Consider the following 17,613-nt stretch of genomic DNA (forward strand, 5'->3'; position numbering starts at 1 on the left):
AGAAATGTGGTGAAAATTTGAGAGACTTTTATGAAATTTTAGAAGTTAAGAGAAGAGCTTCTCAAGATGAAATTAAAAGAGCGTATAAAAAACTTGCAAAAAAATATCATCCAGATTTAAATCCTGGAAATGAAGAAGCGGAAATTAAATTTAAAGAAATAAATTTGGCATATGAAGTTTTGTCAGATGAAAATAAAAGACAAAACTATGATATGTATGGAGAAGATGGAATAAACGGTGGAGGATTTGAGTCTTCAGGATTTGGTGGTTTTTCAGATATATTCGGAGACATTTTCGATATGTTTGGAGGATCTGGTGGTTTTAGAACTTCTACAAAATATAAAGGGCCTATTAAAGGCGATGATATAAGATATGATATAACTCTAGACTTTAAAGAAGCTGTATTTGGAGTTGAAAAAGAAATAAGCTTAAGAGTTAGAGAAAAATGTCATGTTTGTGATGGAACGGGAGCTGAAAAAGGTTCTGAAAAGAAAACTTGCGATAAATGTCATGGAACCGGTCAAATAAGAGTTGAGAGCAATTCAGCTTTTGGAAGATTTGTCAGAGTTGTGGAATGTGATAATTGTCACGGAACTGGAGAAGTAATAGAAAAACCTTGTAAACACTGTCATGGAACTGGAAAAGAAGTAATAACTAAGAAAGTAAAAGTTAAAATTCCTGCAGGAGTTGACAACAATACTGTAGTTTCAATGAAAGGACAAGGCCACGCCGGAGAAAACGGCGGACCAAATGGGGATTTATTTGTATATATAACAGTTAGAGAAGATTCTGTTTTCAAAAGAAATGGATTTGATTTACATTTAAACATTCCAATAACATACATGGATGCGGTGTTAGGTGCTGAAATAAAGGTTCCTACATTAACTGAATTAGCAGATTATAAAATACCATCAGGAACTGCTGGAGGTACGACCTTCAAATTAAAGGGCAGAGGAGTTCCTTATGTAAGACGTGAGGGTAGAGGAGATTTATATTTCACAGTAAATATAATCGTTCCTAAAAAAGTTACAGGAGAACAAAAAGAATTACTTGAACAATTGAGAGAAAAGAGTAAGGATACAGTTCAAGAAAACAAGTCATTGTTTGATAAACTTAAAGAGTTTTTTGAATAGGCAAAATCTTAGATTTTGTCTATTTTTTTACAGGAGGTAATATGAAATATATAGAATTAATCTTAAAAGCAAAAGATGAAAATCGCGATGATATTTTGAACACATTATATGATAACGAAATTTATATTTTTGAAGAAGAAGGAAAAGAAATAATAGAAGAACTTGATAAAACAGAAAAAGATTGGGATTTTGTTGATGAGAGAATTCTAAATTTAGAGCCGGGAATGAGAACTTTTAAAGTTTATTTTCAAGAATCTGAATCAGAAGTTGTTGATAAATTAAAAACTGATTTAGCAACTTTTGGAGAACTTGAAATAAATAAAACAGATGATGAAGACTGGGCTAACAATTGGAAAAAATATTATGAACCTGTAGAAGTTGGAGAAAGTTTGGTAATAATACCATCTTGGCTGGAATACAACGGTTCTCACACTAATAAAATATATATAGAACCAGGGATGGCATTTGGAACTGGAACTCATGAAACAACATATATGTGCTTAGAGGCACTTGAAGATTATGTTATTGAAGATGATGTTGTATTTGACATAGGATGTGGCTCTGGAATTTTAGGCGTTGCAGCTACAAAATTGGGAGCTAAGAAAATTGTTGCAGTTGATATTGATTCAAAGTGTACACAAGTAAGTAAAGAAAATGCAATACTAAATAATGTTGAAGATAAAGTAGAAATTCATACAGCAAATTTACTTGATGTAGTAAGTGGTAAGGCTGATATTATAGTTTCTAATATAATTGCAGAAATTATAGCTGAAATGGTACCTGATTTAAAAGAACATTTAGAAGATGATGGACTATTTGTTTCATCAGGTATAATTGTAGAGAAAATCTATATGGTTGAAAATGCATTGATTGAAAATGGATTTGAAATAATAGAAAAAAGAGAAAAAAATGGATGGGCTTTAGTAGTAGGTAGGATATGTACAGATTCTTCGGGAAATTAACAGAAAGTGATAAGAAAATAATTTTAGATAAGCAAAATTCACATCATTTTATGAGAGTGCTTAGGATATCAGAAAATGAAGAAGTTGAAGCCGTAACTGAAAGCGGAATTTTCAAAGCGATTTTTGAGAGCTTTGATTCAGAAAATGTAGTTTTACAGATTTTAAATAAAGTAGAAAGTGAACACGAAAGTGAAGTACATTTGACCTTGGTGCAAGCTATTTTAAAAAGTGACAAAATGGAAGCTGCAATAAAAGGTGCTGTTGAAGTTGGAGTAGCATCTATAAATCCGCTTATAGCAAAGAGAAATGTAAGTGATATAGATAAAAAGACGGATAAAAAAATAGATAGATGGCAAAAAATTTCAGAAGTGGCAGCAAAACAATCTAAACGAGACTATATACCACAGGTTTCATATCCTATAAAAATTGAGAATTTAGAAAATTTTGATGGAGAATTGATAGTGTGCTACGAAAACGAAGAAGACCTTAGATTTTTAGATTTAGATATAAAATCTAAGAATATAGCGCTAGTGATAGGACCTGAAGGTGGATTTGAAGATTCTGAAATAGATAAGTTGAAGAGTTATGGAGCGCATATAATATCTCTTGGCAAGAGAATATTAAGAGCTGAAACAGCGGCAATAACTGCCAGCTATCATATCATCAATTGTTTGGAAGGAGAAAAATGAAAAGAACATTTTCTATAACTACTCTTGGTTGTAAGGTGAATCAATATGAATCTGAGGCGATGAGTGAGTTATTTGAAGAAAAAGGTTATATGAAAGTTGACCAAGAAACAGAAGTTGCAGATGTGTATATAATAAATACTTGTACTGTTACAAATTTATCTGATAGAAAATCTAGACAAGTAATAAGAAAAGCAAAAAGAGAAAATCCTGAATCTATTGTTGCGGTTGTTGGATGCTATTCGCAAGTATCTCCAGAAGAAGTTGCTTCAATTGAAGGTGTGGATATAGTTCTTGGAACTACTGAAAGAGCGGATATTGTAAATATGGTTGAAAATTTCCAAAATAATGGAGAATTTATTAACGCAGTTAGAAGTTTAGACGGAGATTATGAATTTCAACCAATAAATATATCAAAAGAATCAGATATGACCAGGGCATATATGAAGGTTCAAGATGGATGTAATAGATTTTGTACCTATTGCATAATACCTTATGCAAGGGGAAGAATAAGGTCAAGAAGCATTTCTGATTCTGTGAAAGAGGCGAAGAGATTAGCTGAAGCAGGATATAAAGAAGTAGTATTGACAGGAATACACATAGGCTCTTATGGAAAAGAGTCAGGCAAAAGTTTAATAGAACTTATTGAAAGTATAGCTGAAGTTGAAGGCATAGAGAGAATTAGAATGTCTTCTGTAGAACCTATGACAATCACCGAGGAGTTTTTGCAAAGAGCAATTGCAACAGGTAAATTCTGTGACCATTTCCATTTATCTTTACAAAGTGGATGTGATAAGGTCTTAAAAGAAATGAACAGAAGATATACTACTAAAGAATATAAAGAAGTAGTTGATTTGATTAGAAAATATATGCCAAAAGCAGGCATAACTACGGATATAATAGTAGGGTTCCCTGGAGAAACTGATGAAGAATTTGAAACAACATGCAAGTTTGTAGAGAAAATTGAGTTTTCAAGAATACATGTATTTAAATATTCTATGAGAGATGGGACTCCAGCTGCGAAAAGAACTGACCAAATTCATGGGGAAGTAAAACATAGTAGATCTCAAAAACTTATTGAATTAAATGAAAAATTAATGAAGAAGTTTGCTTCGGAGCAAGAAGAATTAGAAGTGTTATTTGAAGAGAAAATTGAAGATAAATATGTAGGTTATTCAACTAATTACTTGAGATGTGCTATTAATAGTCCAGATGACTTAAAAAATGTAACTAAAAGTGTTAGAATAGTATCAGAAGAAAGTGAACCTTTCGAAGTGGTTTTAAGTTAGGGGGATATAATGGATTGTTTATTTTGTAAAATAATTGCCGGAGAAATTCCATCTGATAAAATTTACGAAGATGAGTTAATATATGCTTTTAATGATATTGAACCACAAGCGCCTCATCATTTTTTGGTTGTTCCTAAAGAACATATAACTTCGCTTTATGAAATCAAAGAAAAAGATAAAGCTTTACTTGGACATATAATGTTAAAGATAAGTGAAATTGCCAAAGAAAAAAATTTAGAAGATGGATATCGTGTTGTTATCAACACTAGAGAAGATGGCGGACAGACTGTTGGACACCTACATTTTCACGTATTAGGTGGGAGAAGTATGAAATGGCCACCAGGTTGAAAAAGATATTGAAATTTAAAGCTTTAGAGTGTATAATTAATAAGAATTAGCTAAGAAAAGCTACCTTTCTATGAGGGGAGGGGAAACAATGTCAGAAATTAGAGTTGGAGAAAATGAATCTCTTGACAATGCTCTTAAGAGATTTAAGAGACAATGTGCCACTAGTGGAGTTCTAAAAGAAGCTAGAAAAAGAGAACATTATGAAAAACCAAGCGTAAAAAGAAAGAAAAAATCTGAAGAAGCGCGTAGAAAGAAGCGTTCAAGACACTAAGAGGTGTAGTATGTCACTAAAAGACAAGCTCATGGAAGATTTAAAATCTGCAATGAGAGACAAAGATAAGTTGGCTAAAGATACTATCACACTTGTACGTGCCAGCATCAAACAAAAAGAAGTAGATGAGAGAATAGAACTCAATGATTCCGATATACTAAACATAATTTCTAAGCAAGTTAAAGAAAGAAGATCGGCAATTGATGAATTCAAGCGTGGGGATAGAGACGACTTAGTTGAAAAAACCAATGCTGAAATTGAAATACTACTTAAATATTTGCCAAAGCAATTAGATGAAGAAGAACTAACTGAAATCATCAAAGAAGTTATGAGCGAACATGGAATTAACTCGCCTGCTGATATGGGTAAACTTATGAAAAATGTTATGCCTAAGGTCAGTGGAAGAGCAGATGGTAAGCTTGTAAGTGCAGTTGCTGGAAAATTACTAAAAGCCTAGGGAAATCCTTAGGTTTTTTTTGTAAAGAGGTGTAGTATGAAAAAAATTATTTTAGGTATTTTTTTATCTGTATTATTATTTACAACGGTTGATGCTAAAATTTTGGTTGTACCTATTCAGGGTGAAATCAATTCAGCAAAGACAAATTTTGTAGATAGTTCTATAAAAAATTTAAAAAGTGAAGATACAGTTATTTTTAAAATAGACACATATGGTGGCTCAATAGCTTCTGCTGAAGAAATAAAAAATTCTATAATGAGATCTAAAGCAAAGACTATTTCTGTAGTAGATAATAAAGCTGAATCGGCGGGAGTGTTGTTGACTATTGCAAGTGATGAAGTTTATATGATTGAGGGTTCGACAATTGGGTCTGCAGAGCCAATTCCTAATACAGAAAAAACTTTATCTTATTGGAGGTCTATACTTTCAGATACGGCAATAAGACGTGGACGGAATGTAGATGTTATAGTAGCAATGGCAGACTCTGATGTAGCGATAGAAAATGTAGTTGAAAAGGGAAAACTTTTAAATTTAAATGCAGAAAAAAGTAAAGATTTAGGAATATCTGATTATACGTATAAAGATTTTGATGAATTTTTGACAGAAAATAATATAGTAGATTATGAGTTAGCTAATATGAATTTCGGCATGAAATTTTTAGATTTTATTTCATCTCAGGTAATTTCATCTCTATTTTTAATAATAGGTATGTCAGCTCTTGTCGTTGAATTATTTATGCCCGGTTTTGGAGTAGGCGGGGTTTTAAGCATAATAGCTTTTGGACTTTTTTTTGCAGGCAATATATTTGCAGGAAGTGCAAGTTGGTATGCTATGGCCATATTTGTTCTAGGGTTAGTATTGATATTTATTGAAATAATGATGCCGGGATTTGGGGTGGCTGGAATAAGTGGAATAATATCATTAGTATTAGGCGTAATATTTGCAATGGGTAGTTTAGAAGTTGCTATTAAATCATTATCTTTAGCTATAATTGTTACATTTGGTATAGGAATGTTTATGGTGAAAAAAGGAATGAAAACTAATTTATTTAATAGTCTTAAGTTAAATAATTCCCTTTCTTCTGAAGAAGGATTTTTAAGTGTTGATACAGCGAAGTTAAATGTTGGGGATATTTGCTTAACTAAAACTGTTATGAAACCTACAGGTTTTATTGAATATATGGATGTAAAGTATGAAGCAATTTCTGTAGATGGATACATAGACAAAAATGTTGAAGTCGAAGTTTCAAAGGTTGAAAAATCTAAAATTTATGTAAGGAGGGTAATTTAATGATGTTTAACAGTGGTGCGATTTTAGGTAGCGGTGTAATAATTTTATTTGTACTTGTTTTGATATTTTTCTTTTCTTTTGTTCCAGTAGGATTATGGATAACAGCTTTCTTCTCAGGGGTTAAAGTGAAAATTTCAACTCTTATTGGTATGAAACTTAGAAGAGTTAGACCGGGTAGAATTGTAAATCCAATGATAAAAGCTACAAAAGCTGGATTGAATTTGAGAATTGAAGATTTAGAAGGACATTATCTTGCAGGAGGAAATGTAAATACATTGGTAGATGCGTTGATTGCTGCAGAGAGAGCTAATATACCACTACCTTTTGAAAGAGGAGCTGCAATAGACCTTGCTGGTAGAAATGTATTGGAAGCTGTTCAAGTATCTGTAAACCCAAAGGTAATAGAAACTCCAAATATTTCAGCTGTGGCTCAAGATGGTATTGAAGTGATGGTAAAAGCTAAAGTAACTGTCCGTGCTAACATAGACAGGTTAGTCGGAGGGGCTGGAGAAGAGACAATAATTGCAAGAGTTGGAGAAGGTATTGTAACTACTGTTGGTTCTTCTATGACATACAAAGCCGTTTTAGAAAATCCGGATTCAATTTCTAAGATGGTTCTTGAAAAGGGATTGGATTCAGGGACTGCATTTGAAATACTTTCTATAGATATAGCTGATGTAGATGTTGCAAGAAATATTGGGGCAAGACTTCAAACAGACCAAGCTGAAGCTGATAAGAGAATTGCTGAAGCTAAAGCATCTGAAAGAAGAGCTATGGCGCTTGCTCGTGAACAAGAAATGAAAGCGGAAGTAGAAGCTATGAGAGCTAAGGTTGTAGAAGCTCAATCTCAAGTTCCACTTGCGATGGCAAAAGCTCTTAAGAATGGCAACATAGGAGCTATGGATTATTATAAAATTCAAAATATAAATTCTGATACAGACATGAGAAAATCTATATCTAATGCTACAGATGGCAAGGTAGATGATAAATAATGGGAAAAATATTAATTCCAATTGTATTTATTTTAATAAACATTTTAATAGACAAGAAAAAGGCTGATTCTAAAAAGAAATCTGAAAAAAAAATAGATTCGGATAATTTAATGGACGATAAGAATAAAAATAGTATTAAGCAAAAAAAGAAAGAAAAACAGAATTCAGTAGAAAGTCTAATAGGAAATTTGATTGAGTCTATAAAACCTCATCTTTCTCCAGAAGACCAGAAAAAATATTCTAAGAAGATTGAGAATAAAAAAGAAACTCAAGAACTTCTTGAGAAGATAAAAGCTGAAAGAGAAAGTATCAAAAATGATAAGTATGAGTTTGTAGAGCCTGAAGTTCAAGATGAAAAAGTAGAAATAAATATGAAAAAAGAATTTACTAGAGATGAACTTGTAAAAGCTATAGTAATGAAAGAAATTTTGGATAAACCAGTATCACTTAGGGAGAGTTAATCTCCCTTTTTCTGTGTCTGTGTAGAATACAGGATTTATTTATGATATAATTTTAGGTTACAGGAGGTATTAATGGCAGAATTAAAAGTTGATATTTCAAAATTAAATAGTGATTTAAAACCAATCTTATTTGGAAAATTAGATGAATATTTAATAACAATAGAGAAAAATTTTGATGTAAATATAAAAGCTTCAGATTATTTTTTAAATATAAAGGGAGAAAGAGCTGAGTTCGCTAAAATTCTATTAGAAAATTTAATGGAGTTGATACTAAGACAAAAGTCATTAGACAAAAGTGAATTTGATTATGCACTGAGCTTAGTTAAAGATGGGCATACGGAATCAATTGCTGAATTATTAAATGAAACGATAGTCTATACAGCTATGGGCAAGCCAATAAGGGCTAAGACATTGGGCCAAAAGAAGTATTTAGATGCAATTAAAAAGAATGATGTATGTTTTGGTATTGGCCCCGCTGGTACTGGTAAGACATATTTGGCGATGGCATGTGCTGTAAAAGCTTTTAAAAATCAAGAAGTTTCAAGAATAATTTTAACTAGACCTGCTGTTGAAGCTGGAGAAAGTTTGGGATTTTTACCTGGGGATTTACAGATGAAAGTAGACCCTTATTTAAGACCTTTATATGATGCACTTTTTGAAATGTTGGGCGTAGAGAATTACAACAAGTATGTTGAAAAGGGAATGATAGAAGTTGCTCCTCTTGCCTATATGAGAGGGAGAACTTTAGACTCAGCATTTGTAATATTAGATGAAGCTCAAAACACAACGAATGAGCAAATGAAGATGTTTTTAACAAGGCTTGGTTATGGTTCTAAAGCAATAATAACTGGAGATATAACTCAAACGGATTTGCCAAAATCAAAATCTTCAGGACTTAAGGTAGTCTTAAATATCTTAAAAAATGTAAAGGGAGTTGGAATTACTTATCTGACATCAAAAGACATTGTAAGACACCCATTAGTGCAAAGAATTATAGAAGCTTATGATAAATTTGAAAAGAGAAAATAATGGAAATACTTTTTGATGATAGACAAGATGATGTATATCTTGATGAAGAAGGAATAGAACTAATAAAAAAAGCTGTTGGAGAAACTTTGAACCATCTTAATATGGATAAAGATGTTATAGTAAGTATTTCACTGGTTAATGAAGAAGAAATACAAACTTTGAACAGAGATTTTAGGGGAGTTGATAAAGTTACAGACGTTTTATCTTTTCCTCTTGATGACGAGTTTCAAATACATCCTACAATGCTAGGAGATGTGGTAATTAATACTAAAAGGGTTCTTGAACAGGCTAAAGAGTTTGGACATTCTAATGAAAGAGAAATAGCATATTTAACAGTGCATTCAACTCTACACCTATTAGGATATGACCATATGCAAGATGATGAGAAAAAAGAGATGAGAGAAATAGAAGAAGTTGTTATGAAACGAATGGGAACTTTGAGGTGATAGATTGAAAAAAGGTGGATTTATTGCTTCGTTTAACAACGCAGTTCAGGGGATTATATCTGCATTAAAAACTGAAAGAAATTTAAAGTTTCATTATATAGCGGCATTGGGAACTATTTTTATATCTCTATTTATGGATTTTACAAAAACAGAATTTTTAATACTGTTATTGTCTATAATATTTGTGGTTGTTGCAGAGATGATAAATACAGCTATAGAGAGAACTGTAGATTTGATTGTGCAAGAATATAATCCAATTGCCAAGTATGTAAAAGACGTTTCAGCAGGAGCGGTTATGCTAAGTGCTATAAATGCATTTATAGTTGGATATTTGTTGTTTTACAATAAATTTGCAATGTACACTGAATTTGGTCTGAGAAAGATTGCTAATTCAAATGAACACTTGGCGTTTGTAACAGTTTTATTAGTTTTAATTTTGACTGTTGGAGGAAAGTATTTAAGAGCTAAAATAAATGGTGGCACTTATTTTCAAGGAGGAGCAGTTTCAGGACATTCAGCTTTGGCTTTTTGTGCTTCAACAATTATTTCTCTTCTTACAATGAATGCATTAATTACATTTTCAGTATTTGGAATAGCATTGTTAGTTGCAGAAAGTAGAGTAGAAGGTAAAATTCACACTATAAGCGAAGTGATTTCAGGGGCTATATTGGGGATAAGTGTGGCTATTATAATATTTAAGGTAGTGGGATAATGGAAAATAATAAGTTAATAGAAATGGCTATTGAAGCAAGAGACAACTATTCGTATACGCCATATTCAAATTTTAAGGTTGGAGCTGCAGTAGAAATGGAAGATGGTTCCGTTTATACTGGAGGGAATATAGAAATATCTTCATATTCACCAACTAATTGTGCAGAAAGAACTGCAATATTTAAAGCTGTCAGTGAGGGACATAGGGAGATCAAAAAAATAGCAATTGTATCTAGTGGAGGAGAAACATTTCCTTGTGGGGTGTGTAGACAAGTTATAAGAGAGTTTGGAAAAGATGTTCAAATATTAATAGCTATAACACCTGAAGATTATAAAGTTTTTACACTAGAAGAATTGTTGCCACATAGTTTTGGTCCGGAAGATCTAGGGGTGAAAAATGTTTAAATCAGGGTTTGTAACCATAATAGGACGACCAAATGTTGGAAAGAGTACATTGCTTAATCAAGTAGTCGGTCAAAAAATTTCGGCTATTTCAAACAAGCCACAGACTACAAGGAATAAGATTACTTTTATATACACTGAAGAAAATTTACAAGCTGTATTTCTAGATACTCCGGGTATACAATCTCCAAAAAATAAATTAGGCGACTATATGTTAAAAACTTCAGAATCTACACTTAATGAAGTTGATATAATAACATATATAGTAGATTGTTCTACAATGATTGGCAAGCTGGATTCATATATAATAAAGATTTTAAAGGAGCTAAATATAAAAACTCCTATAGTATTATTAATAAACAAAATAGATGAAATTAAAAAGGAAAATTTATTTGAGCTAATAGAAATGTATTCAAACTTAAATCTATTCAAAGAAATAATTCCGATTTCTGCACTAAAAAATGATGGGGTTAAAGATTATATTGAAGTTTTAAAAAAGTATTTACCAGAAGGACCCCAATATTATCCTGAAGACTTGGTAACAGATCAACCTGAAAAATTTATAGTGGCTGAATTAATTAGAGAAAAGGCACTTAGAAATTTATCTGAGGAAGTTCCTCATGGAATAGCAGTTTCTATAGAAAAGATGAAGTATAGAGAAAATAAAGAGATCTGTGATATAGATGCTAATATATATATTGAGCGTGAATCACATAAAAAGATAGTCATTGGTAGAAATGGTGATATGATAAAGAAAATAGGAACTCAAGCGAGAATAGAGATTGAAAATTTACTAGATTATAAAGTGAATCTCAAGCTTTGGGTTAAAGTTGAAAAGAATTGGAGAGAAAAAGAAATTAAATTAAAGAATTTCGGGTATCAATGAAAAATTCAATAACTACTGAGGTTATTATACTATCTGAAACTAAATACAGTGAGTCTAGTAAAATTCTTAGGGCGTATACTAAAGAAATAGGTAAAGTGAGTATTATGGCAAAGGGAGCACTTAGGCCTAAGTCTAACCTTGTAAGTTTTAGTCAACCATACTGTTATTTTCTATGTAATTTATCACAAGGGAAAAACTTTTATTATATAGAACCTATAAAAATAATAGATTCAAATTTCTTTTTGAGAAGAGACTATACTACTATTGTATTGGCAGGGTATATTTCTGAAATGGTAGAAAAGAGTTTTTTAGAAGGGGAAACTAATAAAACTGTATTTGATTTGATAGTTAAGACACTTAGACTGATGAATGGAAATAAAAATGTTGAAGCATTAGTTTTGGCATTTAGTTTAAAATATATAAGTTATATGGGATATAGACCAAATTTAAAAGAAGTAGAAAATCCATATTTTTCAAACTATGATGGCGGAGTTACAAATAAAGGTGGGACTATTTTGAGAATAGAAGATGTTTACTACCTAAAAAAATTGTTGTATACTTCATTAGATGAATTAGTATTTGATTATGATTTAACGAGAACGATATTTCTTTTAAATTTAATAGTAGATTATATTAAATATAATTTAGAAATTCACGAATTCAATTCTTTAAAAATTTTATAAGAATTGTAAAAGGAGGAGCAAATGTATTTTCAGGAATTGATACAAACATTACAAAATTATTGGCAAGAAAAGGGATGTATACTAATGCAACCTTACGATATAGAAAAAGGTGCTGGGACTATGAATCCACAAACTTTTCTAAAGGCGTTAGGGCCGGAAGAATGGAAGGTGTGCTATGTAGAACCTTCAAGAAGACCGGCTGATGGTAGATACGGAGAAAATCCAAACAGATTATATCAACATCATCAATTACAAGTAATTTTAAAACCATCACCAGAAGATGTTCAAGACCTATATTTAAATTCTTTAAAAGAAATAGGTATTGATCCATTGAAACACGATATAAGATTTATAGAAGACAACTGGGAATCTCCGACTCTTGGAGCTTGGGGCCTAGGTTGGGAAGTATGGTTAGACGGTATGGAGGTAACTCAATTTACATATTTCCAACAAGTAGGTGGAATAAATTGTGAATTGGAATCTGCAGAATTGACTTATGGTCTTGAAAGAATAGCAATGTATTTACAAGATGTATCAAATGTGTATGATATTCAATGGAATGAAAACATTAAGTACGGCGATGTATTTAAAGTAGCTGAATATGAACAATCAAAATATGCTTTTGAAATTTCAAATACTGAAATGTTAGTTGAACTATTCAACACTTATGAAAATGAATGTGAGAGAATTATAAAAGAAAAATTAGCTCTTCCTGCATATGATTACTGCTTGAAATGTTCTCATACATTTAATTTACTAGATGCAAGAGGCGCTCTTTCTGTGTCTGAAAGAACTGGATATATACACAGAGTTAGAAATTTAGCTAGACAAGTTGCTAATTTATATTTAGAGCAAAGAGAAGAATTGGGTTATCCATTAAAGAGAGGTGCTGAAGTTGAATAAATATTTATTAGAAATAGGAGTTGAAGAGTTACCTTCGAGATTCTGTCAAATGGCAATTGACCAATTAGAAGCAAAAGCAAATAAATTGATGAATGAATATTCTCTAGGATATGAAACAATAAAGGTAAATGCTACTCCTCGTAGACTTACACTTTTTATAAATGGATTAGATGAGAGACAACCTGATGTGGATCTAGAAGTTAAGGGTCCAGCTGCAAAAATAGCATTTGATGAAGCTGGAAATCCAACTAAGCCACTACAAGGCTTTATGAAATCTCAAGGTATTACTGAAAATGAAATATTTAAAAAAGAATTAAAAGGAACAGAATATATTTATGCCAATATTCATAAAAAAGGAGCAAGTTTCCAAGAAATAATATCTGAAAATATGTCAGACTTAATAAAGTCTATAAATTTCCCTAAAAATATGAAATGGGGAGGCAAGGCTATAAAATTTGCCAGACCTATTAGATGGATTGTTTCAATTTTAAATGACAAAGTAGTCCCATTTGAATTTGAAGGAATTAAGGTGTCTAACGCGACATATGGACATAGATTTTTAGGAAATGGCGAAATAGTTGTAGATAAAGTGGATAACTATGAAGCTCTTTTAGAAGAAAACTATGTAATTTTGGACCAAGATAGAAGAAGAGATATCATAAAATACGATTCAATGAAACTAGCTAAGTCAGTAAATGGAGAGATAGTTCCTGATGAAGATTTAACAGAAGAATTGACTTTTATAGTTGAATATCCAACTCCTATTATGGGAGAAATTCAAGAAAGATATTTGGAATTACCAAAAGAAGTTATAACAACTCCTATGAGAGACCATTTGAGATTTATACCGATTTATAATTCTAATGGAGGATTGTTGCCATATTTTATAACTATTAGAAACGGCAATGAAGATTATAAAGAGATAGTAATCAGTGGCAATCAAAAAGTTTTAGAAGCACGTTTAGAAGATGCTGTTTTCTTCTATAAAGATGATATTTCTAAACCATTGGAAGAATATAAAACTAATTTAAAGGGACTAATGTTTCATGAAAAATTAGGAAATATGCTGGATAAAACTGACAGGAATACTAAATTAGCAATCAAAATTGGAGAAGATTTGCAATTAGGAGAAACAACTAAGGAAGATTTAGAAAGAGCAGCAGAACTTTCTAAAGCTGACTTAACTACTAAATTAGTACAAGAATTTACAGAATTGCAAGGTGTTATGGGTTCTATATATGCTGAAAATTCAGGAGAAGCTGAAATTGTAGCAAAGGCTATAAATGAACAATATATGCCAAGATTTTCTGGAGATAAATTACCTGAATCAACAGTAGGTTCTGTACTGGCAATCGCTGATAAGTTAGATAGCATTTGTGGTATGTTTGCAGTTGGACTTATACCAACAGGTTCACAAGATCCATTTGCGCTTAGAAGACAAGCTATAGGTATTATAAATATTATTTTAAATAAGAAGTGGGATGTATCACTTAGTGATTTAATTGATTCTTCATTATTTTTATATACAGATGGCTTACAAATAACATTTGATTATGATGTAGTTAAAAAAGAAATTATTGAGTTTTTTAAAGGAAGAATGCAAACAATACTACAATCTCAAGAAATTAGATATGATGTAATAGATTCTGTTTTGGGAAGCAATGACAATATATTGACTATATTCACAAAAGCAGAAGATTTAAACAACTTCTTTAAGGAAGATAGAAAAGATATAGTTGATAGTTTTGTAAGACTTGAAAATATGTTAGATAAAGCTGAAAAAATAGAAGGAATCAATGAAACATTATTGACTGAAAAAGAAGAAATTGAACTTTATAAAAATTCAAAAGAAGTATTACCTGGAGTAGAAAAATTAATTGCTGTAGGAGAATATCAAGAAGCAATTTTAAAACTGTCTGAACTTTCACCTTCAATACAAAACTTCTTTGAAAATATATTTGTATTAAGCGATAATGTAGATTTAAAAAATAATAGAATGAGTTTACTACATTCAATAGATGTTGTGATCAAGGAGATATTGGATATTAAAAAGCTTGTCATAAATTGAGGTGAGTTTTGGAACTAACAAGTAGGCAGAACGAAATAGTTGCCATTGTCAAAGAAAAAGGTCCTATAACTGGTGATGAAATAGCTAGAGAGTTGAATATATCAAGGTCAACTATACGAAGTGATTTAACTATACTGACAATGATAGAAATTCTTGGAGCTAGACCAAAAGTTGGGTATTACTATTCAATGGAAAATAAAGATAATGGGCTTAAGAAGAAAATAGATACTATTCTTGTCAAAGACACTATGAGCGTACCTGTGGTTATGGATGAGAACACTAGTGTGTATGATGTTATAGTTGGGTTATTTTTAGAAAATGTGAGTTCGATTTTTATATCGCAAAATGGAGTTTTATCAGGAGTTGTTTCAAGAAAAGATTTGTTGAGGACAACTCTTGGTAAAATGAATTTAAGTGTAACTCCTGTAGGTCTTATTATGACGAGAATGCCTAATATAATCTATGTAAAAGAAGATGATAATATATTAGATGCAGCAATAAAAATTTTTGAACATAAGATAGATTCTTTACCTGTAGTAAGAGAAAGTAAGTCGGGATTAAAATGTGTTGGTAGGTTTACCAAGACCAATATCACTAGAATTTTTGTTGATTTGGTTAGAGAAGATTTTTAGGAGGACTAATGACAGATAATACACTTGTAATATATGTAATTTCAGATTCTGTTGGAGAAACTGGAGAACTCATTGCCAAAGCTAGTGTAAGACAGTTTGAGACACACAACTATGAAGTTAAGAGATATCCATATCATAATAGTATAGAGCAAATTGAACCAATTCTTTATGAAGCAGCTAAAGAACAGAAATCTCTTATAATTTATACAAATGTAGTTCAAGAAACTAGAGATTTTATAAATGAAAAAGCTGAAGAATTAAATTTAAAAGTTGTCGATGTAATGGGTGAGCCGTTAAATAAACTTGAAGATGTATTAGGATATAAACCTTTAAGAGAACCAGGGCTTATTAGAAGACTTGATGAGAATTACTTTAAAAAAGTTGAAGCTGTTGAGTTTGCAGTTAAGTATGACGATGGGAAAGACCCAAGAGGTGCTAAAAAAGCAGATATTTGTCTTGTTGGTATATCACGTACATCGAAAACACCATTATCAATGTATTTAGCTAACAAACATTATAAGGTTGCAAATATACCTTTAGTTCCGGAGGTTCCTGTACCTAAAGAAGTATATGATAAGGATATTAGAAGAATTATAGGACTTACTTGTAACCCGGAAAAATTAATATCAATAAGAACTGAACGTTTAAAAGCATTAGGTTTGTCATCATCTGCTAAGTATGCAAATATTGAAAGAGTAAAAGAAGAACTTGACTATTCGAAAAAAATAATGGAAGAATTAGGGTGTGTAGTTTTTGATGTTACAAACAGTGCCATAGAAGAAACTGCAGAACTAATAATTGAACACATGAAGAAAGTCTTTTAAATTTACTTTTAAAACTTTCAACAATATTCTATACTTAAAATGGCAAAAGGTGGTGGTAATATGAACCCAAGAGAGAATAGAGAAAAACTTGAACACATGATTTTATACAAGACAGCAACTTTTTCTGATATGTCAAAAGGTAGAGTGATGCCCGAAGAAGATTGTGATATGAGAACGTGCTTTCAGAGAGATAGAGATAGAATTCTACACTCTAAGGCATTTAGAAGATTAAAGCATAAAACTCAAGTTTTCATATCTCCAGAAGGAGATCACTTTAGAACAAGATTAACTCATACTCTTGAAGTTTCTCAAATAGCGAGGACAATAGGTAGATTGCTTGAGTTAAATGAAGATTTGATAGAAGCTATGTCTTTGGGTCATGATTTAGGACACACACCATTTGGTCATAGTGGAGAAACTATTTTAAATAAATTGCATCCAAAAGGATTTAAACACAATGAGCAATCTATAAGAGTTGTAGAATTTCTATCGACAACAGAAAATAGAGTCGGTTTGAATTTGACACATGAAGTTAAAGACGGTATTTTAAACCATTCCGGAGAAGGTCAGGCTGAATCTTTAGAGGGGAAGATAATAAAATATGCTGATAGAATAGCTTATATAAATCATGATATTGACGATGCAATAAGAGCTGGCATAATCAAGGAAACGGATTTACCGGATGATTTAATAAAAATTCTAGGTAATAGTCATTCAAAGAGAATTGATACTATGATAACTTCTATCTACAAGAACTCTTACCATAAAGATTTTGTTAAGATGGAACCGGATATAGAAACTGCAACTTTAGCTTTAAGACAGTATATGTTTAAAAATGTATACTATGATAAAACAGTAAAGTCAGAGAATGAAAAGATATATCACATTATAGGATCTCTATTTGATTACTACATGAGAGATTTAAATAGAATACCAAGAGAACACTTGAGTTTATATGAAAATATAAAACACATAGATGAAGATATTGTAAGTGATTATATAGCTGGAATGACTGATATATATGTAGTCGAGATATATAAAAAATTGTTTATTCCGAAAGGGTGGGCAAATGAGTTATATAGTAGATGATGAAGTATTAGAAAAAATAAGGTCTCAAGTAGATATAGTTGATTTGATATC

General features: G+C 31.3%; 21 protein-coding genes. All 21 read left to right on the forward strand.

Annotated features, from left to right (window positions below; translation table 11 throughout):
- Window positions 1-17 precede the first annotated feature (17 nt).
- The 21 genes from dnaJ (at window position 18) to SOR77_RS09310 (ending at window position 17,562) form a co-directional block, all read left to right on the forward strand.
- Window positions 18-1,133: a molecular chaperone DnaJ gene (dnaJ, locus tag SOR77_RS09210; RefSeq protein ID WP_320636810.1), complete on the forward strand. Its 1,116-nt coding sequence runs from the start codon at window positions 18-20 to the stop codon at window positions 1,131-1,133.
- 41 nt (window positions 1,134-1,174) lie between these two features.
- Window positions 1,175-2,095: a 50S ribosomal protein L11 methyltransferase gene (prmA, locus tag SOR77_RS09215; RefSeq protein ID WP_320636811.1), complete on the forward strand. Its 921-nt coding sequence runs from the start codon at window positions 1,175-1,177 to the stop codon at window positions 2,093-2,095.
- Window positions 2,071-2,784, forward strand: a complete 714-nt coding sequence (locus tag SOR77_RS09220) for an RsmE family RNA methyltransferase (protein ID WP_320636812.1) — start codon at window positions 2,071-2,073, stop codon at window positions 2,782-2,784. Before prmA ends, SOR77_RS09220 begins: the two co-directional genes overlap by 25 nt.
- Entirely contained in the window at window positions 2,781-4,070 is a 1,290-nt protein-coding gene (mtaB, locus tag SOR77_RS09225; RefSeq protein WP_320636813.1) for a tRNA (N(6)-L-threonylcarbamoyladenosine(37)-C(2))-methylthiotransferase MtaB, read from the forward strand. Before SOR77_RS09220 ends, mtaB begins: the two co-directional genes overlap by 4 nt.
- A 9-nt stretch (window positions 4,071-4,079) precedes the next feature.
- A complete protein-coding gene (locus SOR77_RS09230; protein ID WP_320636814.1) occupies window positions 4,080-4,418 on the forward strand; it encodes a histidine triad nucleotide-binding protein in 339 nt (112 codons plus the stop codon).
- 88 nt (window positions 4,419-4,506) lie between these two features.
- Window positions 4,507-4,689: a 30S ribosomal protein S21 gene (rpsU, locus tag SOR77_RS09235; protein WP_040552761.1), complete on the forward strand. Its 183-nt coding sequence runs from the start codon at window positions 4,507-4,509 to the stop codon at window positions 4,687-4,689.
- A 10-nt stretch (window positions 4,690-4,699) separates the two neighbouring features.
- A complete protein-coding gene (locus SOR77_RS09240) occupies window positions 4,700-5,146 on the forward strand; it encodes a GatB/YqeY domain-containing protein (RefSeq protein ID WP_320636815.1) in 447 nt (148 codons plus the stop codon).
- A gap of 36 nt (window positions 5,147-5,182) precedes the next feature.
- Complete coding sequence (locus SOR77_RS09245) at window positions 5,183-6,436, forward strand: SDH family Clp fold serine proteinase (RefSeq protein ID WP_320636816.1); 1,254 nt, start codon at window positions 5,183-5,185, stop codon at window positions 6,434-6,436.
- Between the two features lie 2 nt (window positions 6,437-6,438).
- Window positions 6,439-7,428 (forward strand): flotillin-like protein FloA, encoded by a 990-nt coding sequence (floA, locus tag SOR77_RS09250; protein ID WP_320636829.1) that lies wholly within the window; start codon window positions 6,439-6,441, stop codon window positions 7,426-7,428.
- Complete coding sequence (locus SOR77_RS09255; protein WP_320636817.1) at window positions 7,428-7,889, forward strand: hypothetical protein; 462 nt, start codon at window positions 7,428-7,430, stop codon at window positions 7,887-7,889. The genes floA and SOR77_RS09255 overlap by 1 nt, the downstream gene beginning before the upstream one ends.
- Window positions 7,890-7,961: 72 nt before the next feature.
- Window positions 7,962-8,918 (forward strand): PhoH family protein, encoded by a 957-nt coding sequence (locus tag SOR77_RS09260; RefSeq protein WP_320636818.1) that lies wholly within the window; start codon window positions 7,962-7,964, stop codon window positions 8,916-8,918.
- Window positions 8,918-9,364 (forward strand): rRNA maturation RNase YbeY, encoded by a 447-nt coding sequence (gene ybeY, locus SOR77_RS09265; protein ID WP_320636819.1) that lies wholly within the window; start codon window positions 8,918-8,920, stop codon window positions 9,362-9,364. Before SOR77_RS09260 ends, ybeY begins: the two co-directional genes overlap by 1 nt.
- Before the next feature lie 4 nt (window positions 9,365-9,368).
- Entirely contained in the window at window positions 9,369-10,076 is a 708-nt protein-coding gene (locus SOR77_RS09270) for a diacylglycerol kinase (protein WP_320636820.1), read from the forward strand.
- Window positions 10,076-10,480, forward strand: coding sequence for a cytidine deaminase (gene cdd, locus SOR77_RS09275; RefSeq protein ID WP_320636821.1), 405 nt, complete (start codon window positions 10,076-10,078; stop codon window positions 10,478-10,480). The genes SOR77_RS09270 and cdd overlap by 1 nt, the downstream gene beginning before the upstream one ends.
- Window positions 10,473-11,363, forward strand: coding sequence for a GTPase Era (gene era, locus SOR77_RS09280; protein ID WP_320636822.1), 891 nt, complete (start codon window positions 10,473-10,475; stop codon window positions 11,361-11,363). The genes cdd and era overlap by 8 nt, the downstream gene beginning before the upstream one ends.
- Window positions 11,360-12,046: a DNA repair protein RecO gene (gene recO / locus SOR77_RS09285; RefSeq protein WP_320636823.1), complete on the forward strand. Its 687-nt coding sequence runs from the start codon at window positions 11,360-11,362 to the stop codon at window positions 12,044-12,046. The genes era and recO overlap by 4 nt, the downstream gene beginning before the upstream one ends.
- Window positions 12,047-12,067: 21 nt before the next feature.
- Complete coding sequence (locus SOR77_RS09290) at window positions 12,068-12,949, forward strand: glycine--tRNA ligase subunit alpha (RefSeq protein WP_320636824.1); 882 nt, start codon at window positions 12,068-12,070, stop codon at window positions 12,947-12,949.
- Window positions 12,942-15,017, forward strand: a complete 2,076-nt coding sequence (gene glyS / locus SOR77_RS09295; RefSeq protein ID WP_320636825.1) for a glycine--tRNA ligase subunit beta — start codon at window positions 12,942-12,944, stop codon at window positions 15,015-15,017. The genes SOR77_RS09290 and glyS overlap by 8 nt, the downstream gene beginning before the upstream one ends.
- 8 nt (window positions 15,018-15,025) lie before the next feature.
- Window positions 15,026-15,649 (forward strand): helix-turn-helix transcriptional regulator, encoded by a 624-nt coding sequence (locus SOR77_RS09300; RefSeq protein WP_320636826.1) that lies wholly within the window; start codon window positions 15,026-15,028, stop codon window positions 15,647-15,649.
- Between the two features lie 8 nt (window positions 15,650-15,657).
- A complete protein-coding gene (locus tag SOR77_RS09305) occupies window positions 15,658-16,473 on the forward strand; it encodes a pyruvate, water dikinase regulatory protein (RefSeq protein WP_320636827.1) in 816 nt (271 codons plus the stop codon).
- Between the two features lie 60 nt (window positions 16,474-16,533).
- Complete coding sequence (locus tag SOR77_RS09310; RefSeq protein WP_320636828.1) at window positions 16,534-17,562, forward strand: deoxyguanosinetriphosphate triphosphohydrolase; 1,029 nt, start codon at window positions 16,534-16,536, stop codon at window positions 17,560-17,562.
- Window positions 17,563-17,613 lie beyond the last annotated feature (51 nt).

Origin of the sequence: Peptoniphilus sp. (assembly GCF_034090345.1) — a bacterium.
Classification (GTDB): Bacteria; Bacillota; Clostridia; order Tissierellales; family Peptoniphilaceae; genus Peptoniphilus.

Coding starts and splice junctions, on each gene's coding strand:
- prmA (WP_320636811.1), top strand. CDS start 1,175: ATGAAATATATAGAATTAATCTTAAAAGCAAAAGATGAAAATCGCGAT.
- SOR77_RS09220 (WP_320636812.1), top strand. CDS start 2,071: ATGTACAGATTCTTCGGGAAATTAACAGAAAGTGATAAGAAAATAATT.
- mtaB (WP_320636813.1), top strand. CDS start 2,781: ATGAAAAGAACATTTTCTATAACTACTCTTGGTTGTAAGGTGAATCAA.
- SOR77_RS09230 (WP_320636814.1), top strand. CDS start 4,080: ATGGATTGTTTATTTTGTAAAATAATTGCCGGAGAAATTCCATCTGAT.
- rpsU (WP_040552761.1), top strand. CDS start 4,507: ATGTCAGAAATTAGAGTTGGAGAAAATGAATCTCTTGACAATGCTCTT.
- SOR77_RS09240 (WP_320636815.1), top strand. CDS start 4,700: ATGTCACTAAAAGACAAGCTCATGGAAGATTTAAAATCTGCAATGAGA.
- SOR77_RS09245 (WP_320636816.1), top strand. CDS start 5,183: ATGAAAAAAATTATTTTAGGTATTTTTTTATCTGTATTATTATTTACA.
- floA (WP_320636829.1), top strand. CDS start 6,439: ATGTTTAACAGTGGTGCGATTTTAGGTAGCGGTGTAATAATTTTATTT.
- SOR77_RS09255 (WP_320636817.1), top strand. CDS start 7,428: ATGGGAAAAATATTAATTCCAATTGTATTTATTTTAATAAACATTTTA.
- SOR77_RS09260 (WP_320636818.1), top strand. CDS start 7,962: ATGGCAGAATTAAAAGTTGATATTTCAAAATTAAATAGTGATTTAAAA.
- ybeY (WP_320636819.1), top strand. CDS start 8,918: ATGGAAATACTTTTTGATGATAGACAAGATGATGTATATCTTGATGAA.
- cdd (WP_320636821.1), top strand. CDS start 10,076: ATGGAAAATAATAAGTTAATAGAAATGGCTATTGAAGCAAGAGACAAC.
- era (WP_320636822.1), top strand. CDS start 10,473: ATGTTTAAATCAGGGTTTGTAACCATAATAGGACGACCAAATGTTGGA.
- recO (WP_320636823.1), top strand. CDS start 11,360: ATGAAAAATTCAATAACTACTGAGGTTATTATACTATCTGAAACTAAA.
- SOR77_RS09290 (WP_320636824.1), top strand. CDS start 12,068: ATGTATTTTCAGGAATTGATACAAACATTACAAAATTATTGGCAAGAA.
- SOR77_RS09305 (WP_320636827.1), top strand. CDS start 15,658: ATGACAGATAATACACTTGTAATATATGTAATTTCAGATTCTGTTGGA.
- SOR77_RS09310 (WP_320636828.1), top strand. CDS start 16,534: ATGAACCCAAGAGAGAATAGAGAAAAACTTGAACACATGATTTTATAC.